The sequence below is a fragment of the Kluyvera sp. 1366 genome (assembly GCF_054823405.1).
The window spans coordinates 441,390-465,806 of sequence record NZ_JBTRDW010000001.1 but is presented as its reverse complement, the minus strand read 5'-3'; the positions used below and the strand labels follow the sequence as shown (position 1 = coordinate 465,806).

Here is a 24,417-nt window from a genome sequence, read left to right as displayed (position 1 = left end):
CATCTCTGGCCCATCACGGAGTTGATGATGAACAACCACAAATCTGCGCTTTCTGCCGTCGCCATCGCCACACTCACTGCGTTGTTGACGCCCGCACCTGCGCTGGCATGGGACAGCCTGACCGTGTTTGGCGATAGCCTGAGTGATAGCGGCAACGTAGGCCGCTTTACCTTCGACGGTGCACAACATCCTTTATATGATGAGATTCTTGCCGCGCATTTGGGGGAGGATTTACAGCGCTCAACGTTAGGCGGCAGCAATTATGCGCAGGGTGGCGCGGTATCGGTACCCAAGCTCGATCCTGATTTAAACACCCAGGATCAGCTGGCGGGTTATCTCGCTTCAACCGGCGGTCGCGCGGATAGCAACGGTTTGTATATTCATTGGGTCGGTGCCAATGACATCGCCGTTGCCGTCACCAATCCCTTAACCGCCAGTGAAACCATCAGCAACAGCGCCAATCAATCGGTTGCGCAAATTAAAACCCTGCTGGATGCCGGCGCGGGCGCGGTGATTGTGCCCACCGTGCCGCAGCTCGGCTCAACGCCCTATATGATTCAAACCGTGCTGCGCGTGCTGGGAAGTGAAGCCACACCGGCGATGGTGGCGGCGTTTCAGTCACTGGATGGCGTGACCACACCAAATAAAGCCGCGCGACAGCAAGCGGTGCAGGATGCCTTCACGCAAGCGGCAGGCGAAGTTTCGTCGGTTCCAGCGGTGCGTGACGCACTAGCGCAACAGCTTTATAACGCATGGCAGGAGCTGAGCGAGCAGGTCACGGCGCTCTCCGACGGTTATAACCAGCAGGAAGAAGCGGGGCTGGCGACCTTGAATGGCAATATTGTGCGCGTGGATATCGCCGGGCTGTTCGATGAAGTGATCGCCAATCCAACCCAATATGGCTTAACCAACACCATCGGCATCGCTTGTCCGATTGGCACCTCAGCGGATGAGTGTCAATCCAGCACGCCGGGCTTCTCCACGGCGCAGGATTATCTGTTTGCCGATCGTCTGCACCCGAGCCCAGCGGTGCATGCGATGATTGCCGATTACATCCAGTCGATTCTGGATGCGCCAGCGCAGGTGGCGGCGTTATCACAATCGCCACTGATGATGGCGCGTGATACGCAAAACACGCTGGATGGACATTTGCAGCAGCAGCGTCAACAGCCCGCCAGCGCCGGAAAGTTCACGGTATTTGGCGGCTATGCCGGGCAACATGTCGATTATCAGGGCGACAGCTGGAGCGACGGAAATGCCAACACCACCAACTTAACGCTGGGTATCGGCTATCAGATCACCGACAACTGGCAAACGGGTGTGCTGTTCTCCAACACCAATCAGCGCCAGGAACCTTCGTCGAACTACGACTACAAACTGCGCGGCAATCTGGTGGCGCTTTACAGCCAGCTGACGGTGTTCGATCAGGGCTGGATTAACGCCGATCTGCATTATGCCGATCTCGATTTCGACAGCATCGAGCGTGATATCCACATTGGCCCGTCCAAACGTACCGAGCAGGGTAGCACCAGCGGTAAATTGCTCGGCATGCGCGTGCAGACTGGCTGGACGCTGCCAATTACTGAAAATCTCAGCACCGGGCCGGTTGCCAGTTACGCGCTGGATTACGGTCGCGTCGGCGGCTATAGCGAGAACAGCGACAGCAGTACCGCAATGCGCTACTCCGATCAAACCACCCATTCACAGATTGGCTCAGTGGGTTGGCGCATCGACAGCAAACAGTGGGTGGTTAATCCCTGGGCACAGGTGAGCTACAACCATCAGTTTGGCGATACCGATTCCACGGTGCGTGCCGGGTTGAAATCAACGCGTACTTCGTTTGAACGCAGCGTCGAGGCGCGCGATAAAAACTGGCTGGATCTGTCGCTGGGTGCCAACGTGCCGCTCGGCGAAACGGTGAATGCGTTTGCCGGGGTTTCAACCGTCGGTGGGAATAGCGATTACCATCAGGTGACATGGAATGTCGGTGTCAACGCCACGTTCTAAGCATGCAGGCCAGTAACTGTTAGTTGCTGGCCTGTTAATTTATAACGATCACAAATGCTTTCTCTGCTTAGCAATCAACCTTGTAATTCCGCGTAACCTCTCCTGTTTCGTGCCATGTAAATAAAGAAGTTGTCTGCGATTAATCTGTAAATCGCCTCGCTGCCGCTACGCTTTTTTCCATTAATCATATTGTTGTCTGGCCATGCAAAAATCACATAAGTCAAATGCCCCAGTTAGCGTGGTACGCATCAACACATTAATTTTCAGTTACTTATACTCGATGGTGCAGTTACTTTCTCTTAATGGTTAAGGGGTACACCATGGCGAATGCGTCCAGCAATACGAATACCACACCACAAAATAGTGTCACGGCGGCGGCACCGGTTATTCAGGTCATAGATATCGAACAGCTCAAAGCCACCGAACCTACCACCGGCGGTGAACTCGCTACGGTGCTGGAGTATAAGCGCGGAACGAAAGCCGGCGGCGGCGTATTTGTTTATGACGCAACAGATACCACATCGCCAGACGATGGTGGGTTGGTGATTGTGACAGCGGGAAAGAAACGCTGGAAAAGGGTGATACTGGATTATAACTCGGTCACCGTGCTGGATTTTGGCGCGGTGCCTGACGGGAAAACCGACTGCATCGAGGCGGTAAAACGTATGTTTAACTGGTCGCAGCGCGTGTTGCCATCAGCAGGGATACGTTTTACTGCGGGCGAATTTAGTATGTCGACGTTTGATATCTCAGATAAAGAAATTAACCGTTTTAAGGTGACCGGTGCGGCGGTCAATTTCGGTTATTTTCCAACAACGACGTTGTTTTTCGACTGGGATACCAAACCTCGTGGTCAACATTTCTTTAAAGTGCAGGCACGCTATGCCGAAATTTCTGGGCTGGTTGTGAAAGGCAAGAGTTCGGACAGCGGTGGTGATGGCGGCACGGCGTTCAATAATGTCGGTTTCTATGCCAACACCATTATCGGCGGCCAGTTCTTGCGCGTCAGCAGTATGGAATTCCGCTATTTGGGCGGACGTGCGCTTGATCTTATCGATACGCTGGATTGTAAAATCGACCAGTTCTATTCCCGTGGTTGTCAGGACAGCATTGTTTATGCTCGTTGGTCCGGTCGGGTAGAAGGCGCCTGGGATCACTCTACGGCAATTGAACTCTCCAATTTTAATTTGCAGGGCGGCACTAAAAAGCCGGTGCTGGATTTACCGCGTTGTACCCAATCCTTTATTCGCAACGGCTGGATTGAACACTCCGAATTTGCCGGTGATCTCTCCAATGGCCAGTGGGTGATTGAGGGATTAGCGATTGAATCCACCGATAACCCATTAAAACTGGGTTATTGCCGCGCCACTATTATTCAAAAAAGTATTCATAACCAAAGTGCCGGATTCGATTACAGTACCGAAGGTATTGAGCCGTGGACGCTTATCGGTGAAGGCGATCGTGGCGTACTGGAGATGTCGGATTGGGGAATCGTTGCGCAAGGTTCATTGAGCTATGACTATATCTCCTCGCAGTATCACATGGATAATCAGGGGAAGGAGGCTGAACAGTGGTTTTATGTCGGGGAATTCGCCTTCTCTAATGCCAACTCGCAAATACATGTGCGAATTATTGGCACCGCACAATTCCTCTCACAAAGTGCAACCCAAACTGACTTTAGTAGCCGTACGCCGGAAGGCGTGGCAAATATCTATCTGCAGGCAAGAAATGGTGCAGATTCTATTGGCAGCTGGTACGGCGAGGGTTCCAGTCCGGTGACCAAAGTACATATTTCGGGTAATGGTGCCCGAACCAAACTCTATGTGAAAATTGCGGGCTTTACCGCCTATTCCATTGCGCTAGTCGATACCAATGGCAAAGACCGATACCAGGCTGGAAATTGCTTTATTTTCCGTAAAAGCTTCACGGCCTGTAGCGCCGAAGAGAGCACCAGACTGGATGCGGAGAAAGTTGTTGCCTTTGAACAGCACTGGATTGGTAATAAACAAGTTGGCTTTGGGTACAACGACAACAAAGAGTTGTTATTGCATGGTCCGGTGTTCGAAAAGAGCGTGCAAAATCCCGATGGAACATGGAGAACGCGTCGGTTCTTAAAAGTTCGAGTCAATGGAGCGGAGCGCAGTATTGAATTGCATAGTGCTACCGATCCCTATTAATTTTATAGAGCCAGCAATCGAGGTTGCTGGCTCGACAATAATAAAATCTACGTGGTTAATTCACGCCAGGGATATGCACATCCGGTAACGTATCGCGTACTTCCCAGCCGCGCAATTTGCCGGGATTTAATAAATTGTGGGGATCACAGGCGCGTTTCATCGCCACCACATCAGCACGCACCATGCCCTGTTTGCCATCTTCAATATGAATCACATGTGGATTATTAATTTTCACGCCATTCGTGCGGTAAATAGCCATAATCGCGTTGAGGCGATCTTCGTCCTGATAACGCACCAGCGGTAAACCGCTACAGGTAATGCTGCCGTTCATATCGCGTAAGAATTCAATGTGCGACATCACCTCATCGGATAATTGTGCTTCCAGCGTTAGCGCCTGCTGCAAATAATTATCCGTCGCGTAAGCAGTTTGCAGGTAAGTTAGCGTCTTATCGATTTTCAGCGCCTGCAGCGTGGTGTGATTCCAGCAATATTCAATCAGCGAATGCCCGCTATTTTCCCCTGCGGCAAAATGCAGCGCATTGCGGCCCGTATGCTGGCTCAGCAGCGCAGGTAACAGCCCGTCGCTTTCGCTGCCCACCACGGAAATCACCCCATGTTTGCGCGCCACATCGGCATCGGCCAGATCGCTGAAGTAATCAAGCACCGGCGCGGCGAACACGGCGATTTGGCGCTTCACCATGCCCGGCGAACGGGCCAGCGCATCGGCAAAGGCCATCGCCGTAGGGAAGTCGTTGAAAGTGTCGAGACGTTCGATCCAGTCGTGGCGTGGTGCCAGCGCCAGTTCAATCTCCAGCACGATGCCATTGCTGCCGTACGCGTGATGCAGCAGCAGCGCATCCGGCGCTTGCAGGGTGATAATGCGCGGCGTCTCTTCCATGGTCATCAGGCGCACCGACAACACGTTGCCTGGCGCGGCCAGCGGACCGTAATTAATCGAACCTACGCCGCCAAATCCGCCGCCAAACAGGCCGCCGAGCGTCGCCAGTTTCCAGGTGGAGGGCATGCAGCGCAGCTCCCAGCCGAGTGGGCGGGTATGCGCTTCGAGGTCGCCAAGGCGAATGCCTGCCTGCGCGCGCACCGTGCCGTTACCGACAGCCGTGACGGCGTTGAGGCGCGTCATATCAACCATCACGCCACCGTGCAGCGGAATCAGCTGACCGTAATTACCGGTGCCGCCGCCGCGCAGATTGAGCGGCACGCGCTGTTTGGCGCAGGCTGCCACGATCAGTGCCAGCTCCTGCTCATCACGCGGACGTACCGCCAGTTCGGCAAACTTCGCTTCCAGCTGCGGTTTCAAGACCGGACTGAACCAGTGGAAATCGCGCGACAGACGTTTGACCTTCGGCGCTTCTTTGATCCAGTCGAGATCAGGCAACGCCGCGACCAGCGCCGCCAGTGCAGACTGGCGATCGGAATCAGACATGTGTATTTCCTGTGTGAAAAGGGGTATTGCGCCACTACGGCGCATGCGTGTTTCTTAACTGGGGCTCAATTCACTCTCATGCCATGCCGCCAGCACGCGGCGCGTTAGCCACGACATCAGCGCGAACAGCAGGAAGCCTGCCAGTGAAATCAGCAGCAGCGCGGCAAACATCAGCGGGATATTGAGCTGGTAACCGGCCTGCAAAATCTGGTACGCCAGCCCGGTATCGGTGCCGCCGGTGCCAGCGACAAACTCTGCCACCACCGCGCCAATCAGCGACAAGCCGCTGGAGATGCGCAGCGCGCCGAAGAAGTACGGCAGCGCCGAAGGAATACGCAGGCGCAGCAGAATCTGCATGCGTGATGCATGATTAAGGCGGAAATAGCTCAGCAATCCTGGCGACACGCTACGCAGACCTTGCGTGGTATTGGAAATTATTGGAAACACCGCCATCAAGGTGGCGCACACCACCAACGACAGCGTGGTGTCTTTCACCCAGATGATGATCAGCGGCGCGATCGCGACAATCGGCGTCACCTGCAAGAACACGATGTAGGGAAAAAGGGCGGTCTCAATAAAACGATTTTGCACCAGCAGAAACGCCACAATCGAACCAATCACAATCGCCACCGCAAAAGAGATAACGGTGATTTTCAGGGTGTAGAGCAATGACATAAATAGCGTCGGGAAGTTCTGCACCAGACTTTGCGCCACCACTAGCGGCGACGGCACCAGAAATACCGGCACTTTGAAGGTGGTGACCAGAAACTGCCACAACAGCAGCATGGCGACCGCGACGATGGCGGGGAACAGCCACTGCTGAAATTGCCGATGGCTTGCTAACGGTTTCATCATTGACTCTCCTTGCTCGCCGCCAGCAGGCCGCGTTGCAGCTGTTGCGCATAATGCGTGAAATCCTGGCTGACGCGGAACTCATCGTCGCGCGGCAACGTGGTTTCAATGCGGATGTCATCTACCACGCGTCCGGGGCGCGCCGCCATCATAATCACCCGCTGCGACAGAAATACCGCTTCCTGAATTGAGTGGGTGACAAACACCACCGTCAGCTTTTGCTCTTGCCACAAATCCAGCAGATCGCTGTCCAGCTTGTTGCGGGTGATCTCGTCCAGCGCACCAAACGGCTCATCCATCAGCAGCACCTTCGGGCGCGTGACCAGGCCGCGCGCTATCGACACGCGCATCTGCATGCCGCCGGAAAGCTCGCGCGGCAATACGTGACCAAACTGGCCGAGGCCGACCAGTTCGAGGATTTCGCGCACGCGGGTGTCCGCTTCGGCACGCGGCACGCCTGCCAAATCGAGCGGCAGACGCACGTTTTTGTGCACGTTGCTCCACGGCATTAGCGTCGCTTCCTGAAACACAAACGACAGCGGCAGATCGCGCTGATTTTCGCGCCGATCGCGACGAAACAGCATTAATTTGCCATCGGTGGGCTCAATCAGCCCGGCGATCATTTTCAGCAAGGTGCTTTTGCCGCAGCCGGACGGGCCGAGCAGCGAGACAAATTCGCCCTGACGAATAGTGAGATCGACCGGCAGCAGTGCGCGCGTACCGTTGGGATAAATTTTCTCCGCTGACAGCACCTCAATCGCCGGTGGCGCCGCAGAACGCGGCACCGCTTGCGCATCGGGATGCAGCAGCGTCAAATGGCTGGCGCTATTCATGGCAGAACCTTGACGTCTTGGATAAATTTCAGCGTGTAGCTGCCGTCAAACGGTACTTTGGCCGCATCGATCAGCTTGGTATCGACCAGTAGCTGCCAGGTTTGCTTGAGACGCGCTTCGGTCATGATGCCGATGCCGCCGGTTTGCGCATCGCCGCCGGTCAGCATCTGGTATTTCTTCATCTGCGCAATGCCGAAAGCGATCTGTTCATCGCTCATCTGCGGGTTCTCTTTCTTGATCAGCACGTTGCCAGCGGCAGGATCTTGCAGATAGTTTTTCCAGCCCTGCATCGACGCTTTCACAAACGCCGCCACCGCAGCCGGCCGTTTCTCAATGGTCGATTTCATGCACACAATGCTGTTGCCGTACGGCGGATAACCCCAATCGCTGATCGGGTAAACATTGGCCTGCGCATTGGCTTTTTGCACCGCAAACGGTTCGGAGGTGATATAGCCTTGCTGCACCAGATTTTTATCGGCGAGGAACGGCTGAATGCTGAAGGTGTAAGGACGCACGCGGGCATTTTTCAGCTTCAGCGCGCTCTGCGCCCACGGCCAATATGAGGTATAGGCTTCCGCCGCCAGCAGGAAGGTTTTGCCCTGCAAATCGGCCTGGTTTTTCACATCCGGATGGGTGAGAAAGGCAATCGCCGAGTGCTGGAAGGTGGTGGCAACCGGCATCGCCTGCACGCCTTGCTGCCAGATTTCCAGCGCCTGCATGTTATCGCTGATAATGCAGTCGGCCTGACCGGCCGCCATCAGCTGCATGGTATGCACCTGCGGACCGCCCATCTTGATGGTGACGTCGAGGCCGGCATCGCGATACAGATTCTGCGCCTGCGCCTGGTAGAAGCCGCCGTGTTCGGCCTGCGCATACCAGTTGGTCATAAAGGTGAATTTCTCTGCCGCCATGCTCGGGGCCGAGAGTGCCAGCGCAAGCGCGGCAACAGTGCTCAATGTTTTTTTCATCGTTATTCCCTAGCGAGGTGGTAAAAAGGCGGCTGCGTCGTGGTGATCCAATACTTTGCCTTGCCACTGGCCGGTGCCCCACGCCGGTTCGGCGCGGGTTACCCACGTCATCTGGTGCACTTCGGTAATCACCTGCGCCCAGCTTTCTGCCAGCGAATCGAGGATGGCCGCGCCTTGCTCCGGTGTGGAGGGCAAAGGATCGCCAATCACGCCGCTTGGGCCGAAATCATAGGAGGCCCACGCCGCCATCGGTTTGTTGGTCGAAAGCGTCGGGCAGGGGAATGCCGGCGGATAATTAGCCACCGCTTTATCCATCTGCACGGTATCGGGCGCCAGCGCCAGCATCAGCGCGGTTTCGGCATGTCCCGCGTGCATCGCCATCTGCCGCTCTTTGTCGTCCATAAAGCTTTCCGCGCAGTTCGGCACTTTAAAGGTGTCTTGCATGATGATGATCATGTCGCCGTGGCGCAGACGCAGTTCGCGCGCTGCCATCTGCAACGGCTGCGGCTGGCCGCCGTGGCCGTTAACCATCAGGAACTTGCGAAAACCGGCGCGATAGAGTGATTCGCCAATCTCCAGAATGGTATGCAGCAGGGTTTCGCCGGTCAGCGTTAGCGTGCCGGGAAAATGCAGATGCTCATCCGATTTGCCGTAGGTGATCGGCGGAATGGCGTAGGCCGGGATTTCCGCCGATAAACGCGCCAGCGCATGGCCGACCACGCCGGAGGCGATCACGCTATCCACCGCACACGGCAAATGCGGGCCGTGCTGCTCAATCGCGCCGGTCGGCAGCACGATCACGGTGTTGGCTTTATTTTCCAGCGTGGCGATGTCGGTCCAGCTCAGGTACGGCAAAAAGCGGTTTGCCGGAATATAACCATGCAACATTTCAACTCCTCGTGTTATTGCGGCAACCACGCCGTGGCTTCAACTTCAATTAAGACGTCCGGACTCGGCAGCATCTCGCTCACCTGCACCACGGTAGAAACCGGCGGCGCATCGGGAAAAAATTGCTTACGCACCCGGCTGTAGTGGGGAAAATGGTCGAGATTGCGGAAATACTGCACCAGTTTGAAGACATCGCTCATCTGTCCGCCGGCGCTTTCGATGGTGGCGCGGATGCTCTCCAGCACGTACCAGCTCTGCGCCAGAATCGGCCCCTCTTTAATATCGGTGGAGAACTCGCCGGTGCGGCCAAGCAGCTGTTGCGCCGCTGCGGGAATGTCGTCGTAGCCGCGCACAATGGTGGCAGTTTGTGGATTCACCGGAATAATGCCGGAGAGGAAAATGAAGTCACCCGCGCGTCGCCACGCGGCATATTTCGCCAGCGGTTTTCCCGCTCCTGCATCAAGCGCCATCTGTTGTTTCTCCATAACACACACCCCTTTTCAGCCGATAGCGCTGACGTTGACGCAACGGCCAGCTCGCCACATCGGCATGCGGAAAAATCACCAAATCATTGGCCAGCAGCGCGCGGCGTTGGCAGATCAGCGCGGAGGCCTGATCAAAGGCCGCGCCCAGTTGCAGGCTCAGCAAACCGCTGAACAGCGTATCGAGCGGGTCGTAACTGCCAAACGGACAGAACGCGTCCTGCACGTTATCTGCGCCGAGCAGCAGCGGAATGCCCAGCGCCTGCGCCTCTTTCACCAGCGTTAAACCGCGCAAACGCGGCGTGCGGCCGGGCACCGCGTCCTGCAACAGCAGGTTGGTGAGCGGCAGCGCAATTAACGTCACATTGTGTTGCGCCAGTAAGGCAAGAATCTGTTGCGCATCGTCCTGCTGCGCCAGCGCGCAGCTGTGGCTGCAGGTGATCGCGCCGCTAAATGGATGCTGCTGCAAATAGTGCGCCAGCCAGCGCAATCCCTGCGCCTCGACATTAAGTTCTTCATCAATATGCAGATCAATATCCAGCTGCCACAATTCGGCGGCTTCCATCAGATGCTGAAACGCCTGCGCATCCCAGTTGCTGCTGTGAATAAAACCGCCCAACAGCGCGCCCGGACCGCTGGTCGCGACCTGCGCGGCAATATGCTGCGCATCGCTGGCGTCGGCAAAGAAGGTGAGTGGCGCGAGGGCCACGCGCTCGATGCTGCACAGCGGATGGTGCAGATCGCCAATCACTTGCCACGCTAATGGTGCATCAACGGAGAACCAGTCGATGTGGGTGCGCAGCAAACCGACGCCAGCTTCTACCGCCCAGCGCAGCGCCTGCGTAGCGCGCTGCTGCAGATCTGCTGTGTTCCAGTGCACGCGGTCCTGATGCATGGCAGCAATCGCGGCCAGCAAACCGGGCTGTTGCGCCGGGCTGCGTTGAATAGTGAAGGTTTTATCCAGATGCGCGTGCGGTTCGATAAACGCGGGCAGCACCAGCGCGCCGTGAAGCGGCAGATAATCAGCGGGTGCTGCTGCATGGTCGGGTTCGAATTGCAGGCCCGCGGCGTGGAAATGTAAGGTCGCCAGCTGCGGTTGATTGTTGGCTTCAGGCCAGTTTTCTGGCAGCAGCCAGCGGGGTAAACGTGCGCCGGTCGCACCCGGATAGCCGCTCATAGATCCAGTACCAATAAAGGTGAACGCGCACGTGAACAGCACAGCACGATGCAATCGTTGGCCGCACGCTCTTGCTGGCTCAGCACATCATCACGGTGATCCGGCTCGCCCGCCAACACGCCGGTGATGCAGGCGCCGCACATGCCTTGTTCGCAGGAGAGTTCAATCTCAATCCCTGCTTCTTCAAGTACTTCAGCGATGGTTTGTTGCTCGCCCACGGCAAAGCGTGCGCCGGAGGAGGCGAGCTGCACTTCGAAGGCAGCGCCAGCCATCAGCGAAGATGTGGATTGGAAGCGCTCGCTGTGCAGCTGTGCTTCGTCCCAGCCATGTTGCAACGCCAGCTGCTGCAGATGATGCATAAAACCCGCCGGGCCGCAGAACACCAGCGCAGCGTTGTCTGGCTGGGTGAGATCTTCGGGAACGCGCTGGCGCAGGCTGTCGCCTTCGCTGCTGTAGTGGATGACCACGCGCGTGCCGAGATTGTGCAGACGTTGGCTGAAAGCCAGTTGGTCGGCGTGTTTCAGGTAAAGGTGCAGGGTGAAATCCGCCTGACGCGCCGCCAGTGCTTCGGCCATCACCAACAGCGGCGTCAGGCCGATGCCGGCGGCAAACAGCAGCGTGCGCGACGCGTGCGGCAGCGGAAAGTGGTTACGTGGCGCGGATATCTCTAGCTTATCGCCGGTGGTTAACTGCTGATGCAGCCAGCGCGATCCGCCGGTTGAACACTCATCCAGACGTACGCAGATTTCATAATACTCGGCTGGCGCAGAGCAGAGTGAATACTGGCGTTTACCGCCGTCAGGAATAATGACATCAATGTGCGCGCCGGGCGTGAAAGCAGGCAGCGGCTGCCCGCTGCGATTCGCCAGCGTCAGTAACACATTGCCTGCACCGTTGAACTGCTTTGCGATGACGGTGACGACGAGAGGATTGGATTTCATCATCTATCTGCCTGAGCAGGGATGTCGTCAGCTGGAAGGCCGCGCAAACCCTTGTTTTTATCATGGCAGCGATTATTATTTTGCCCATGTGTAAGCGTCCATCTGTTTAATTCGCATGATGCGTTGCAAAAAAGAGAGCACCCCTTATGTTCGCCTTCTCCCGATTTCTGCTCTATTTTACTGAGGTGGCCCGCCAGGGTTCGCTGCGTAAGGCTTCTGAGGTGCTGCATGTCTCGGCATCGTCCATCGATCGGCAGATTCTGCGCGTGGAGGAACAGCTGGATATGCCGCTGTTTGAGCGCCATCCATCAGGATTACGTATGACTGCGGCGGGTGAGATCCTGCTGAATGCGGCGAAAAACTGGCAGCGGGATTTTGGCCGCGTCTGCACGCAGCTGGATGATTTGCGCGGATTACGTCACGGCCATGTGCATATCGCCACCATTGATGCGATTAATCGCGGCTTTTTTTCATCGATTTTGCAGCGCATTCGCAGCGACTATCCCGGCATCTCCTTCACGCTGACCACCATGAGCAACATCCACATCGCCAATGCACTGACCTCGGGCGATGCGGATTTCGGCATCATGCTTAATCCGCAAAGTTCGCGCGAGTTGCTGGTGAAGTCGTTTGCCGATTTACGTCTGGGTATTGTGGTGAGCAGTCAACATCCGCTGGCCAATCTGGAGTCGATCCGTTTCAGCCACTGCGAATCCTGGCCATTTATCGTGCCCGCCGCGCCGCTAATGCTGGCCGATCCGCTGGAGGCGCTGATCAACAGCTCGGGCATTAAGATCAACGAAGTGGCGTGCACCAATAACATTCATATGCTGCGTTCACTGGTGCGTGATGATGTGGGGATAAGCCTGATGTGCTGGCTGGATATCGTTGATGAGTATCGGCGCGGTGAACTGAAGTTTATTCCGCTGATCGATACGGTGCTGAAGCCATTTACCTTGTCGCTGTGTGTTGCGCCGCAGCGCCAGCTTTCGATTGCCGCTTCGATGATGCTGCGCGAGCTGGAGTCGTTTTTTGCACTGATGCAGAGTGAGGAGTTGCTGGCGTAATCGGTCGCCATGAATGGCGTAATGCTCGTCAGGTAAGCCAACGACGAGTGCGCAGACCGGGACCACTTTTGGTCCGGCGGTCCTCGCGCCGCTAGCGCGGTACCTTCACTTTGCTCGTCTGCCTGACGGACCGGCGGAGACGGGACGTCCTGTCCCGGCTCCGCCTTTCGCCCGCGTCCTGCGGGCTCTCCTGGCTTCCTCGCTGCGTTCAGCGCTGCGGATTGCCTGCCCAAAAGTGGCCCCGGCCTGCTTAAACTTCTGTGCGTGTTTTTGAAAAGGGCACATTTGCTAAAGGCGCGTGACGCAGCAGATGTGTCAGCGCCCGCTACCTGTTCAAAGCAAATGCTTGCTTAACTGACAAGCATTACGCCATGGATGGCGACCTTACGATAATGTTAATCGCCCCAACGGCTGCGCAAATAATTCACCGCATCCTGGGTTTGTGGCTGATTAAGGTAATTTTCGCGGAACAAAATGGTGCCGTTAATTTGCGGTAGCGATTCGTTGAGATCGAGTTGCTTTTGCAACTCCGGCACGCCGCCATTCACCGTCCAGTCAGGTTCGCTTTTCGACGCTTCGCCGATTTTGTACAGCGCCACACCGATATAGAGTCGCGTATGCGTTGGCTTCACCACGTCCGCCCACCAGTGGGCTAACACGTCGTAACGGGCGGCCTGGCGCGCAAACGGCCAGTAAAGCTGCGGCGCGATGTAATCCAGCAGTCCCATTTGCACCCAGCGACGCGTATCGGCGTAGGCTTCGTCGTAGGCGGCCGCGCCGCGCGTGTCGGAGCCCGCCGCATCATGCGACAGATTGCGCCACACGCCTGCCGGGCTGACGCCAAATTCTACGTTCGGGTTCAGTTGCTTGATGGTGCGCGACACCTGCTCAATTAACAGCAGCGTGTTGTTGCGCCGCCAGTCAGCTTTCGATGCAAAACCCTGACCATACTGGCGGAACGTGGCGCTGTCGTTGAGGGTTGAACCGGGCGTTTCGGTATAGAAATAGTCATCGAACTGCACGCCGTCGATCGGATAGTGCGACACCACTTCCGCAACGATGCTGGTGATCCAGTCGCGGGCGGCGGGAATGCCGGGATCGAGCACGAAGCGGTCGCTGGCGGTGCGGATCCAGTCGCGATGCAGCACAAACACGCTGGCCGGTTGCAGCGCAAGCGTATTATTCAGCGCGTTAACCGTGGAAGGTTTGACGTTGGTCGAGACGCGATATGGGTTGAACCACGCGTGCACCTTCATGCCGCGTTTGTGCGCCTCATCCAGCATAAATTTCAGCGGATCGTAGCCGGGATCTTCACCAATCCTGCCGGTGAGCATATCTGACCACGGCAAGATGCTGGAGCGCCACAGCGCAGTGCCATCCGGCTTTACCTGGAAAAATACCGTATTGATGCCGAGGCTTTTCAGTTTATCTAGCTTATCGGTCAACGCCTGTTGCTGCTGGTGGATGCGGTTGGCCGGGCTGGCATTCACGGAATTGATTGGCGGCCAGTCGAGGCGTGAAACGGTGGTTAGCCACACGCCGCGTACCGGTTCTTTGCTCAGCGCTGGTTTAGTCGGCATTGGCGGTTTGGTGACCGTCGGCAACGGCGTGACCAGCGATTTCGGTGGCGGCGAGGAGCAACTGGCCAGTGAGAGGGCGACAGCAATGGCGACCAGCGCAGCAGATTTTTTATAGGTGTTAACCCAGGGAAAACGATGTGAACAGGCTATGATAAACTCCCTTTTTTGCAACTTTCTGTTCGAAGAGCCTCATTCTCTTATCATGCGAACTAAAGTCAATAATGGTGTCATGGTTTGCACGATGAATCGCGCCGCTACTGATAAGTACGGGATTTTGTAGCGTCGCAATGAGTTGCACGCAGTAAATTTATTTGAGGAACCCAAAACCTATGCAATACGAAGACCTTTATCGCCGTATCGGCCAGATCATCTTTAGCTGTGGCCCGCAAGGTGCGCGGGAATTGATCGTTCAGGCTGAACTGTTTGCGGACGATGATGGCGGGCAGTTTCAGTTCGATTACATCGATGAAAACGGTGAACCGGATTGGTTTGAACCCGATGCGCGCGCGATAGGCGATCTCTCGGAGGCGCTGAAAGATTTTCAGCAGTACTTCGTGGATAACAATATGGCCAACGGTCTGCCGGTGTGGCGTAAATGCGCGATAAACCTCAACGTGCAGGAAGAAGCCATCAGCATCGACGTGCAGTACGACTAAGTTCCGCGGCATCCTTGCCTGGAAGTCATGCGTTACGAACGTAACGCCACCATCTCCTCGTTTTTCCGCGCCACGCGTTTGCGATGCACAATACGGCTGGCGGCGACGACACCCAGCGTCAACAGGCCGGTGGCGATAATCTCTGGACGGTGTTGTTGGTTGAAAAGCATGGCAACCAACACGCCAACGATGAACACCATCGTCGCCCACGTCAGGCCAGGGAACAGCCACATGCGATAGCTGAGGATTTCACCGCGCGCTTCGCGCTTTTTACGCAGCACCAGATGAGACGCGGCGATCACCAGATACACCAGCAACGCGATGGCGCCGGAACTGGCGAGCAGGAACTCAAATACTGCGCTCGGCGCCAGATAGTTAGCGATCACCGCGAGGAAGGCCGCCGCCGTGGAGAGCAACACCGCTACCCACGGCGTGCCGCTGCGGGTGGTGCGCGACGCGACGGCAGGCGCATCTTCACGACGTGAAAGCGAATAGATCATGCGCGATGCGGTATACAGCGCAGAATTGAGACAGCTACACACCGCAATCAACACCACCACATCAACGATCTGCTTAGCGTAAGGCACGTTCATCATCTGCATCGCCGTCTGGTAAGAACCTGCTTTCATCAGCGATGGCGTATTCCACGGCACCAGCGCCACCACGATGAAGATCGACAGCAGATAGAACAGCGCGATGCGCCAGATCACCGAGTTGGTGGCCTGCGTAATTTGTTTCTTCGGCTCGCGCGATTCGGCGGCGGCAATGGTGACAATCTCAGTACCCATAAAAGAGAACATGGTCGTGAGGATTGCCGCCAGCACCGCGCCGATGCCGTTAGGCATAAAGCCTTGCGTGTCATACAGATGTGAGATCCCCTGCGTGCTGCTGCCCGGCATCAAACCAAACACCGCTAAGCTACCCGCGCAGAGAAATGCGACAATCGCCACCACTTTCAGCAGGGCGAACCAGAATTCAAACTCGCCATAGTTTTTGACGCTGAATAAGTTGCTGATGGTCAGGAACGTGGTGATCGCCAGCGTATACTCCCACACCGGAACTTGTGGAAACCACGAATGCAGGATGGTGCCAGCGGCGTTGGCTTCCAGCGGGATCACTAACACCCAGAACCACCAGTACAGCCAGCCGATGGTGAAACCGGCCCAGCGGCCCAGCGATTTGTCGGCGTAGGTGGAGAAAGAGCCGGAATCCGGTGACGCCACCGCCATTTCGGCCAGCATGCGCATAATCAGCACCACCAACGCGCCCGCGGCGATGTAGGCCAGCAGTACCGCCGGGCCAGCTTCGGCGATCGCATGGCCAGAGCCAACAAACAATCCGGCACCAATTACGCCGCCAATCGATAACATCCGCACATGACGCGGCTTCAGGCCTTGCGCCAGTACATCGGCATTCTGTGAACTCATCAATGTTTCTCCAAAGCGTCTCTCGGGCCGCGCCACGCGCAGCCGGGTTACAACAGGTGAGAAGCCCAGCCCGCCGCGCGAGCTGGGTAGATTGTTACGAATCGGCGTGTTGACTCAGCACGCTGCTGAGGATCTCCAGCGCCTGGCGGAACTGCGCACCAGGAATGGTGAGCGGATAGAGGAAGCGGATGACATTGCCCTGCGGGCCACAAGTAAGCAGCAGCAGCCCGCGCGCCATCGCGTGTTGCTGGATGGTTTGCGCGGTTTGCGCGCTGGCGAACTCCACCGCAATCATCGAGCCAAGGCCGCGAATGTCGGTGATGGAGGAATACTGGCTGCGTGCGCTGTGCAGGAAGTCGGTTAACTGCGCACCGAGTTGTTGCGCACGTTCGCACAGCTTCTCGTCGGCGATCACGTCCAGCACCGCATGCGCCGCGGCAATCGCCAGCGGATTGCCAGCGTAGGTGCCACCCAAGCCGCCTGGACCCGGCGCATCCATAATCTCGGCCCGGCCGCTGACCGCCGATAACGGCATGCCGCCCGCGAGGCTTTTCGCCATGGTGATGAGATCCGGTTTCACCGTATAGTGATCCATCGCGAACAATTTGCCGGTGCGGGCAAAGCCGGTTTGTACTTCATCGGCAATCAGCAAAATGCCGTGCTCATCGGCCAGCGACCGCAGGCGGTTGAAGAATTCAGGCGGCGCGACGTGGAAGCCGCCTTCGCCCTGAATTGGCTCCAGCACGATGGCCGCAACATCCTGTGGCGCGATGTCCTGCGTGAAAATATCCTGCAAGCTGGCCAGCGCATCATCAACGCTGATGCCGGTAACGCTGTTGGGATAGCGCGCGTGCCACACCGACGCGGGCATCGGACCGAAGTCGCGTTTGTAAGGGGCCACTTTGCCAGTCATTGCCATGGTCATGAAAGTACGACCGTGGAAGGCGTTGCCGAAGGTGATGATGCCGTGACGACGCGTCGCCGCACGCGCCACTTTTACTGCGTTTTCTACCGCTTCAGCGCCGGTGGAGAAGAACGCGGTCTTGGCTTTACCGGCAATCGGCACCACGCGATTGAGGCGTTCCGCCAGCGCCACATAGCTCTCATACGGCGTCACCTGGAATGCGGTATGGGTAAATTTCTCTAACTGATCGGCAATCGCCTGCACGAGGCGCGGATGGCGATGCCCGGTGTTCAGCACCGCGATGCCGCCAGCGAAGTCGATCCAGCTGTTGCCTTCACCATCGCGCAGCGTGGCGTTCTCCGCGTGCTCTACGTACCACTGACAAAGATTGCCGGTGCCGCGTGGGAGGGCATCATCTTTACGTTGCTGCAACTGGCTGTTTTTACCTTCCATAACCTTTCCTTAGCGATAAGCGTCTTTACAAATCACGACAAACACGCTTATTTATGCCTGCGCTAAGTTATCTTGCCAGAGCCACTTTCAGTGAAAAGAGGGGAGCCAATTGCGAAGTTTGTACGCCGATCATGTATTAGAGCGCATGCAGTTTATGCCGGAAGGGACGTTGCAGCAGCGTTTGCTGAGCTGTATGCAAGCCGCTATCGCAGAAGGCATTTTTCCGCGCGCCACGCGCCTGCCCGCCACGCGCGATTTGGCGCGCGAGCTGTCGGTATCGCGCAACACGGTGTTGAACGTGTATGAGAATTTGATGGCACAAGGCTACGTCACGGCGCGTACCGGCAGCGGAACATGGATTGCAGAAAATTTGCCGGAGGGATCGCTGAACACGCCGCGCAACGTGGCGCCGATCGAAACGTTAACCGCGAAACCGGCGGCGATTTCCAAACGCGGCGCTTCGCTGCTCGGCCATGCCAATGCCTCGCCATATCAGTGGGGCGCTTTTGTGCCTGGCGCGCCGGATGTCACGCAGTTCCCGCATAAACTCTTCAGCCAGATTCAGGCGCGTCTGAACCGTGAACCGGATATCGAACGGCTGATCTACAGCAGCAACGGCGGCTGTGCACAGCTGCGTGCTGCTCTGGCGGAGTACCTGAGCGTGGCGCGTTCGGTACGCGCCGATGCCGATCAAATCATCATTACTGAAGGGATTCATCAGGCGGTGGATTTGGTTTCGCGCGTGTTATGCGATCCCGGCGATCAGGTGTGGATCGAAGAGCCTGGTTATTGGGGGACGCGCAATCTGCTGCGCATTAACGGACTGAAAATCAACGCCATTGCAGTGGATGAGCAGGGAATGACCCCCGATTTGCCACCGCGCAGTCGTGCACCGAAGATGATTTTCGTGACACCGTCACATCAATATCCGCTGGGCGTGCATCTCAGCCTGGAGCGGCGCAAGCAGCTGCTCGATCTGGCGCGCAAACACAAAACCTGGCTGGTGGAAGATGATTACGACAGCGAGTTTCGCTTCTCCGGCCAGCCGTTCCCGTCGTTGCAAGGCTTTGAGCCGGATGCGCCGGTGATTTATATGGGCACTTTTAGCAAGACGCTTTATCCGGCGCTGCGTCTCGGTTATCTGGTGGTGCCAAAAGCGCTGGCGCAGCCGCTGCGCGTGGCGGCGGCGGAACTCTATCGCGGCGGGCATTTGCTGGTGCAGCGCGCGCTGGCAGAGTTCATCCAAAAAGGGCATTACATGTCGCACATTCGCCGCATGCGCAAGCTCTACAGCCAGCGGCGGCGCTTTATGGTGAGCCTGATTGAGCGTTATTTGGGCGCCGATTTTCTGCCGGTAGTGAATCATGAGGCGGGATTGCACCTGGTAATGAATTTGCCAACCGGCTGCGACGATGTGGCGGTCGCCGCGCTGGCGCTACGGCGTGGCGTGAAGGTGCGGCCGTTGTCGCAATATTATATGCATCCGCAGGAGCGGCGCGGCTTGCTGTTGGGTTTTGCCTGCGTCGATGAGCGGCAGTGTCAGGATGCGTTTGGTATTCTCAAAGGTTGTCTGGCCGAGGCAAAAATCATTTAAACAGTGAATAATCCGTAGCGGCGCAATTTGTTGCGCAATGTATATGGCAAAACACGCGCAATAAATGGCGCCGCTACGAAGGGTGCTCTATCGCTGGCCGATGGTGTTTAGCCGCTGCACAATTTCTGGCGTAAGTGTCACTTCGCTACTCGCCAGGTTTTGCTTCAGGTGCTCCGGCGATGACGTTCCCGGAATCAGCAGAATATTAGGCGAACGCTGCAGCAGCCACGCCAGCGCCACCTGCAGCGGCGTAGCATTGAGCTCAATCGCTACCTCGCTCAGCTGATCCGATTGCAGCGGTGAAAATCCGCCGAGTGGGAAAAACGGCACATAAGGAATGCCTTGCGCTGCCAGTTGGTCGAGCAGCGCCTCATCCTGACGATTGGCCAGATTATAGAGATTTTGCACGCAGGCGATCGGCGTCATCGCCTGGGCATCGGCCACCTGTTTAGCCGTCACGTTGCTCAGACCAATGTGTCGAACCAGCCCGCGCTCTTTTAGCTTGATCATCGCTTCAACCTGCGGCTCCAGCGAACCCTCTTTCGGTCCGTGCACGTCCAGCATCGAACGCAGATTAACCACTTCCATCACATCAAGCCCAAGATTGCGCAGGTTATCTTCCACCGCTTGCGTTAGCGCTTCTGGCGTGAATGCCGGTAACCAGCCGCCTTTATCGTTGCGGCGCGCGCCTACTTTGGTGACGATAACCAGATCGTCGGCGTAAGGGTGTAACGCTTTTTTGATCAGCTGATTGGTGATATGCGGACCGTAGAAGTCGCTGGTATCAATGTGATTCACGCCTGCTGCGACCGCATCGCGCAGCACCTGTAAAGCACGCGCTTCATCTTTCGGCGGACCAAACACGCCGGGACCGGCTAACTGCATGGCACCGTAACCGAGTCGTGCAACCTGGCGGTCGCCAAGGGTGTAAGTCAATGCTGGATGAGACATGGAAAGCTCCTTCGTCAGTGTGTGGTTAGATTGTAATCGCCAAAACGCTGTGCAACTATCCGTACAAATTGGGACACAGTGTACGAGGTAGCGAACAATGGCATTGGATATCGCCTTGCTGCACGCGGTGGTGGCGGTGGCCAAAGCAGGCGGGTTTCGCGAGGCGGCGCGCATAACCGGCAGTAATCCGTCGCGCTTGAGCGATGCGGTGCGGCGTGCCGAAGAGCAACTTGGCGTACGGTTGTTTAATCGCACCACGCGCACCGTGGCGTTAACTGAAGCCGGCAGGGCGCTGATGTCGCGCCTGCTTCCGGCGATGAACGAAGTGGATGCGGCGCTGGATGCGTTGAACACGTTCCGCGATACGCCGGGCGGCACCTTGCGCTTAAATGTGCCGGTGAGCGCCGCGCGCATTGTGTTACCGGCGATTGTGCCGGGATTTCTAAAGCGCTATCCCGATATCCAGCTGGAAGTGGTGGCGGAAAGTAATGTGCAGGATGTGTTCCGCGATAGTTGTGATGCCGGCATTCGTTATGACGATCATCTGGAGCAAGACATGGTGGCACTGCCAATCGGTCCGCGCACGCAGTGCTTTGCCCTGGCGGCATCACCCGCGTATCTGGCGCAGTTCGGTACGCCGCAACATCCGCGCGACTTAGTGCAGCATCGCTGTTTACACGGACGCTATGCGACTGGCGTGATTGCCGAATGGGAATTTACCTGCGGCGAGGAAACCGTGCGCTTGCAGCCGAAAGGTCCGCTGATTTGCAGTATCGGCGCGGCGATGGACTTGACGGTAGAAGCGGCAATCGCTGGCTGCGGCGTGGTCTACTTATTTGAGGATTGGATTAGACCGGCGCTGAGTGATGGCAGCCTGCAGCCGATTCTGCCGGATTGGTGGCAAAGCTTCTCTGGCCTTTGGCTCTATTACAACGATCGCCGGTTGATTCCGGCGCCGCTACAGGCGTTTCTGGATTATGTGCGCGAACTGAATTCAAGTGCAGAAGCAAAAAAAAGCCGATAACCGTTGCCAGTTATCGGCTCATTCGCATCACAGGTAATTATGCGTTCAGCAGCTGATTCGCCGTTTTCTCAACCAGCGCCAGCAGGAGTTTAACATCTTCCAGCGTGACGGTTGGGTTCAGCAAGGTCAGCTTCAGGCAGGTTACGCCCTGATTCTCGGTCACACCTACGTTGGCGCGGCCTGAATCCAGCAGCGCATCGCCAATACGCTGGTTGAACAGCGCAATCTGAGCAGTATCGGTCAGTTGCTCTGGACGATAGCGGAACAGTACGCTCGCCAGCTGAGGCTGCATCACCAGCTCGAGGCGTGGTTCAGAGGTAACAAACTTCGCCACTTCCTGCGCCAGCGTCACACCGTGATCGATGATCGCCGCATACTGTTTCTGACCCAGCGCTTCCAGACCCATCCACAGCTTCAGCGCATCGAAACGACGCGTGGTCTGCAGGGATTTGGATACCAGATTCGGTACGCCGGCCTCTTCGTCAAACTCAGAGTTCAGGTAAGCCGCCTGATAACGCATCAGCTCGTAATGACGCTCATCTTTCAGCAGGAACGCACCGCAGCTGATGGTCTGGAAATACTGTTTATGGAAGTCCAAAGTGACGGAATCCACCCGCTCCAGGCCATCGAGGTAGTCGCGATACTTCTCGGACAGCAGCAGCGCGCCGCCCCATGCTGCATCAACGTGTACCCAAATGTTGCGCTCGGCAGCAATGCCGGCAATTTCACGCAGCGGATCGATCGCACCGGCATCGGTGGTACCGGCAGTCGCCACGATCGCCAGGATCTGTTCGCCGTTAGCGTCGGCCTGCGCCAGTTTGGCTTTCAGGTCTGACACATCCATACGGGCGAACTCATCAGACTTCACCTGCACCACAGATTGGTAGCCATGGCCAAGCAGCGCCATGTTCTTCTGTACGGAGAAGTGCGCGTTTTCAGAACACAGCACTTTGATCTTACGCAGATCACCAGTGATCCCGTGCTGCTGCACCGAGTGACCCTGACGCTGATAGAAGGCGTCGCGTGCCAGCATCAGACCCATCAGGTTGCTCTGGGTGCCGCCGCTGGTGAACACACCGGCGTCGCCAGCAGGGTAACCCACTTGCGCACGCAGCCATTCGATCAGTTTGATCTCAATGATGGTGGCAGAAGGGCTCTGATCCCACGAATCCATACTCTGATTGGTGGCGTTGATCAGGACTTCTGCCGCCTGACTTACCACCAGACTCGGGCAGTGCAGATGCGCTACACATTGCGGGTGATGCACTGAAAGACTGTCTTTCAGGAAATATTCAATCGCGCGTTCAATCGCGGCCTGGTTACCCAGGCCGTTTGGATTGAAGTCGAGCGTGATACGCTCGCGCAGTTCGGCAACGCTTTTGCCTTGATACATCTCAGGCTGTTGCAGCCACTGCACAACCGCGGCGCTGCTCTGGGCAATCGCCTGCTGGTACGCCTCAATGCTCTGTGCAGAGGCGGCCAGAATCGGGTTTACTTCAGACATTTACTCTTCCAATCAAACAGGTTTGACGCCAGCGCCAATCAGCGCCTGCTCAAATTTATCCAGGAAAATCGCCAGCTCATCGTTGGTGATCAGCAGTGAAGGCAGCAGACGCAGAACTGCGCCATGACGGCCACCGCGCTCCAGAATCAGACCTGCTTCGAAGCACTTCTTCTGCAGCAGCGCAGAGAGCTCGCCGTCAGCCGGGAAGCTGCCCATGTGATCGGCCGCTTCGTTCGGTTTAACGATCTCAATACCGATCATCATGCCGAGACCACGAACGTGACCAATTACCGGGAAGCGTTTCTGCATCGCGGCCAGCTGCTGTTTCAGCCATTCACCCTGCGCAGCCACTTTGCCTGCAATATCCTGCTCTTTGAGGATTTTCAGCGTGGTCAGGCCGGTAGCCATCGCCAGCTGGTTGCCACGGAAGGTGCCGGTGTGATGACCAGGTGACCAAACGTCGAACTGCTTTTTGATGCCCAGCACAGCCAGTGGCAGACCACCGCCCACAGCTTTAGACATCACGATAATGTCTGGCTCGATGCCGGCGTGTTCGAAGGCGAAGAATTTGCCGGTACGGGCAAAGCCAGCCTGAACTTCGTCGAGAATCAACAGAATGCCGTGTTCCTGCGTCACTTTACGGATGCGCTGCAGCCACTCAGCGGGAGCTGGGTTCACGCCGCCTTCGCCCTGAACGGCTTCGAGGATTACTGCAGCAGGCTTACGCACGCCGCTTTCCACGTCGTTGATCAGGTTGTCGAAATAATAGGTCAGCGCTTTCACGCCAGCTTCACCACCGATACCCAGCGGGCAACGATACTGATGCGGATAAGGCATGAACTGCACTTCTGGCATCATGCCATCAACCGCTTCTTTCGGTGCCAGGTTACCGGTGACGGACAGCGCGCCGTGCGTCATACCGTGATAACCGCCAGAGAAGCTGATCACGCCGCTACGGCCAGTGGCTTTCTTCGCCAGTTTCAGCGCGGCTTCAACCGCATCGGCACCAGAAGGACCGGTGAACTGCAGGCAATAATCTTTACCCTGGCCTGGCAGCAGCGAGAGCAGAGACTCAGAGAACTGATCTTTCAGTGGAGTAGTCAGATCAAGAGTATGTAACGGCAAGCCGCTGGTAATGACATTTTGAATGCTCTGGAGAACATCAGGATGGTTGTGACCCAGTGCCAGCGTCCCTGCGCCAGCCAGACAGTCAAGATATTGTTTATTCTCAACATCTGTGATCCACACGCCATGGGCTTTAGCGATAGCTAAAGGCAGTTTGCGCGGGTAACTCCTGACGTTAGATTCAAACTCAGCCTGACGGGCTAAGAATGCGTCGTTATTTCCGTTGAATGCATTGGCACCAAAACTATCAATACGGACTTTATCCGTCATCATATCTCTCCTTCAACCGGGGCACGTAAGGCTCGCCAATTGACTAATTGAACAAAAAAGTAACAGCTGTGAAAAAACGCGGCCAATATAGAG

Annotated in this window: 20 protein-coding genes; 6 read left to right on the top strand and 14 right to left on the bottom strand. The window is 56.7% G+C overall.

Annotation, left to right across the window (positions count from 1 at the left end; genetic code table 11):
• The first annotated feature begins 27 nt into the window (after positions 1-27).
• Positions 28-2,007: an autotransporter outer membrane beta-barrel domain-containing protein gene (locus ACVLVH_RS02195; RefSeq protein ID WP_312464623.1), complete on the top strand. Its 1,980-nt coding sequence runs from the start codon at positions 28-30 to the stop codon at positions 2,005-2,007.
• 320 nt (positions 2,008-2,327) lie between these two features.
• Entirely contained in the window at positions 2,328-4,184 is a 1,857-nt protein-coding gene (locus ACVLVH_RS02190) for a putative phage tail protein (RefSeq protein WP_277975327.1), read from the top strand.
• Positions 4,185-4,239: 55 nt separating this feature from the next.
• On the opposite strand, the gene ACVLVH_RS02185 is transcribed toward ACVLVH_RS02190, so the two are convergent.
• Genes ACVLVH_RS02185 through ACVLVH_RS02150 form a run of 8 tightly spaced genes read right to left on the bottom strand, consistent with a single transcriptional unit; the run spans position 4,240 to position 11,769 of the window.
• Complete coding sequence (locus ACVLVH_RS02185; RefSeq protein ID WP_312464618.1) at positions 4,240-5,628, bottom strand: FAD-binding oxidoreductase; 1,389 nt, start codon at positions 5,626-5,628, stop codon at positions 4,240-4,242.
• A gap of 54 nt (positions 5,629-5,682) precedes the next feature.
• Positions 5,683-6,483, bottom strand: coding sequence for an ABC transporter permease (locus ACVLVH_RS02180; protein WP_101761439.1), 801 nt, complete (start codon positions 6,481-6,483; stop codon positions 5,683-5,685).
• Positions 6,480-7,313, bottom strand: coding sequence for an ABC transporter ATP-binding protein (locus tag ACVLVH_RS02175; protein ID WP_192412919.1), 834 nt, complete (start codon positions 7,311-7,313; stop codon positions 6,480-6,482). The genes ACVLVH_RS02180 and ACVLVH_RS02175 overlap by 4 nt, the downstream gene beginning before the upstream one ends.
• Positions 7,310-8,281, bottom strand: coding sequence for an ABC transporter substrate-binding protein (locus ACVLVH_RS02170; RefSeq protein WP_137386931.1), 972 nt, complete (start codon positions 8,279-8,281; stop codon positions 7,310-7,312). Before ACVLVH_RS02170 ends, ACVLVH_RS02175 begins: the two co-directional genes overlap by 4 nt.
• Before the next feature lie 9 nt (positions 8,282-8,290).
• Positions 8,291-9,169, bottom strand: coding sequence for a creatininase family protein (locus tag ACVLVH_RS02165; protein ID WP_192412920.1), 879 nt, complete (start codon positions 9,167-9,169; stop codon positions 8,291-8,293).
• Positions 9,170-9,183: 14 nt separating this feature from the next.
• Complete coding sequence (locus tag ACVLVH_RS02160) at positions 9,184-9,639, bottom strand: RidA family protein (RefSeq protein ID WP_192235591.1); 456 nt, start codon at positions 9,637-9,639, stop codon at positions 9,184-9,186.
• Positions 9,629-10,828 (bottom strand): amidohydrolase family protein, encoded by a 1,200-nt coding sequence (locus ACVLVH_RS02155; RefSeq protein ID WP_192412921.1) that lies wholly within the window; start codon positions 10,826-10,828, stop codon positions 9,629-9,631. Before ACVLVH_RS02155 ends, ACVLVH_RS02160 begins: the two co-directional genes overlap by 11 nt.
• Entirely contained in the window at positions 10,825-11,769 is a 945-nt protein-coding gene (locus tag ACVLVH_RS02150; protein WP_225614511.1) for a PDR/VanB family oxidoreductase, read from the bottom strand. The genes ACVLVH_RS02155 and ACVLVH_RS02150 overlap by 4 nt, the downstream gene beginning before the upstream one ends.
• Positions 11,770-11,915: 146 nt before the next feature.
• Here ACVLVH_RS02150 and ACVLVH_RS02145 point away from each other — a divergent pair, with 146 nt between their 5' ends.
• Complete coding sequence (locus ACVLVH_RS02145; protein WP_192412924.1) at positions 11,916-12,836, top strand: LysR family transcriptional regulator; 921 nt, start codon at positions 11,916-11,918, stop codon at positions 12,834-12,836.
• A 395-nt stretch (positions 12,837-13,231) separates the two neighbouring features.
• Here ACVLVH_RS02145 and ACVLVH_RS02140 read toward each other — a convergent pair whose 3' ends face one another.
• On the bottom strand, positions 13,232-14,569 hold the full coding sequence (locus ACVLVH_RS02140) for a glycoside hydrolase family 10-like protein (protein WP_370581441.1): 1,338 nt from the start codon (positions 14,567-14,569) through the stop codon (positions 13,232-13,234).
• 176 nt (positions 14,570-14,745) lie between these two features.
• Between ACVLVH_RS02140 and ACVLVH_RS02135 the strand changes: the two genes are divergently transcribed.
• Positions 14,746-15,072 (top strand): hypothetical protein, encoded by a 327-nt coding sequence (locus ACVLVH_RS02135; protein WP_498948584.1) that lies wholly within the window; start codon positions 14,746-14,748, stop codon positions 15,070-15,072.
• A gap of 32 nt (positions 15,073-15,104) precedes the next feature.
• On the opposite strand, the gene gabP is transcribed toward ACVLVH_RS02135, so the two are convergent.
• Together gabP and gabT are read right to left on the bottom strand one after the other, a co-directional pair.
• A complete protein-coding gene (gene gabP / locus ACVLVH_RS02130; protein WP_101761447.1) occupies positions 15,105-16,499 on the bottom strand; it encodes a GABA permease in 1,395 nt (464 codons plus the stop codon).
• Positions 16,500-16,593: 94 nt separating this feature from the next.
• Positions 16,594-17,856: a 4-aminobutyrate--2-oxoglutarate transaminase gene (gene gabT, locus ACVLVH_RS02125; RefSeq protein ID WP_498948581.1), complete on the bottom strand. Its 1,263-nt coding sequence runs from the start codon at positions 17,854-17,856 to the stop codon at positions 16,594-16,596.
• 109 nt (positions 17,857-17,965) lie between these two features.
• On the opposite strand from gabT, the gene pdxR reads away from it, so the two are divergent.
• The gene (pdxR, locus tag ACVLVH_RS02120; RefSeq protein WP_498948579.1) at positions 17,966-19,450 is read left to right on the top strand and encodes a MocR-like pyridoxine biosynthesis transcription factor PdxR; all 1,485 of its coding nucleotides are present in this window, start codon (positions 17,966-17,968) and stop codon (positions 19,448-19,450) included.
• An 87-nt stretch (positions 19,451-19,537) separates the two neighbouring features.
• On the opposite strand, the gene ACVLVH_RS02115 is transcribed toward pdxR, so the two are convergent.
• Entirely contained in the window at positions 19,538-20,401 is an 864-nt protein-coding gene (locus tag ACVLVH_RS02115; protein ID WP_192412930.1) for an aldo/keto reductase family oxidoreductase, read from the bottom strand.
• Between the two features lie 97 nt (positions 20,402-20,498).
• Between ACVLVH_RS02115 and ACVLVH_RS02110 the strand changes: the two genes are divergently transcribed.
• Complete coding sequence (locus ACVLVH_RS02110) at positions 20,499-21,425, top strand: LysR family transcriptional regulator (RefSeq protein ID WP_498948577.1); 927 nt, start codon at positions 20,499-20,501, stop codon at positions 21,423-21,425.
• Between the two features lie 37 nt (positions 21,426-21,462).
• Here the strand turns inward: ACVLVH_RS02110 and ACVLVH_RS02105 are convergent, their stop codons facing one another.
• Both ACVLVH_RS02105 and ACVLVH_RS02100 read right to left on the bottom strand, forming a co-directional pair.
• Positions 21,463-22,929, bottom strand: coding sequence for a pyridoxal phosphate-dependent decarboxylase family protein (locus tag ACVLVH_RS02105; RefSeq protein WP_110866939.1), 1,467 nt, complete (start codon positions 22,927-22,929; stop codon positions 21,463-21,465).
• Positions 22,930-22,941: 12 nt separating this feature from the next.
• Complete coding sequence (locus ACVLVH_RS02100; protein ID WP_110866938.1) at positions 22,942-24,327, bottom strand: diaminobutyrate--2-oxoglutarate transaminase; 1,386 nt, start codon at positions 24,325-24,327, stop codon at positions 22,942-22,944.
• Positions 24,328-24,417 lie beyond the last annotated feature (90 nt).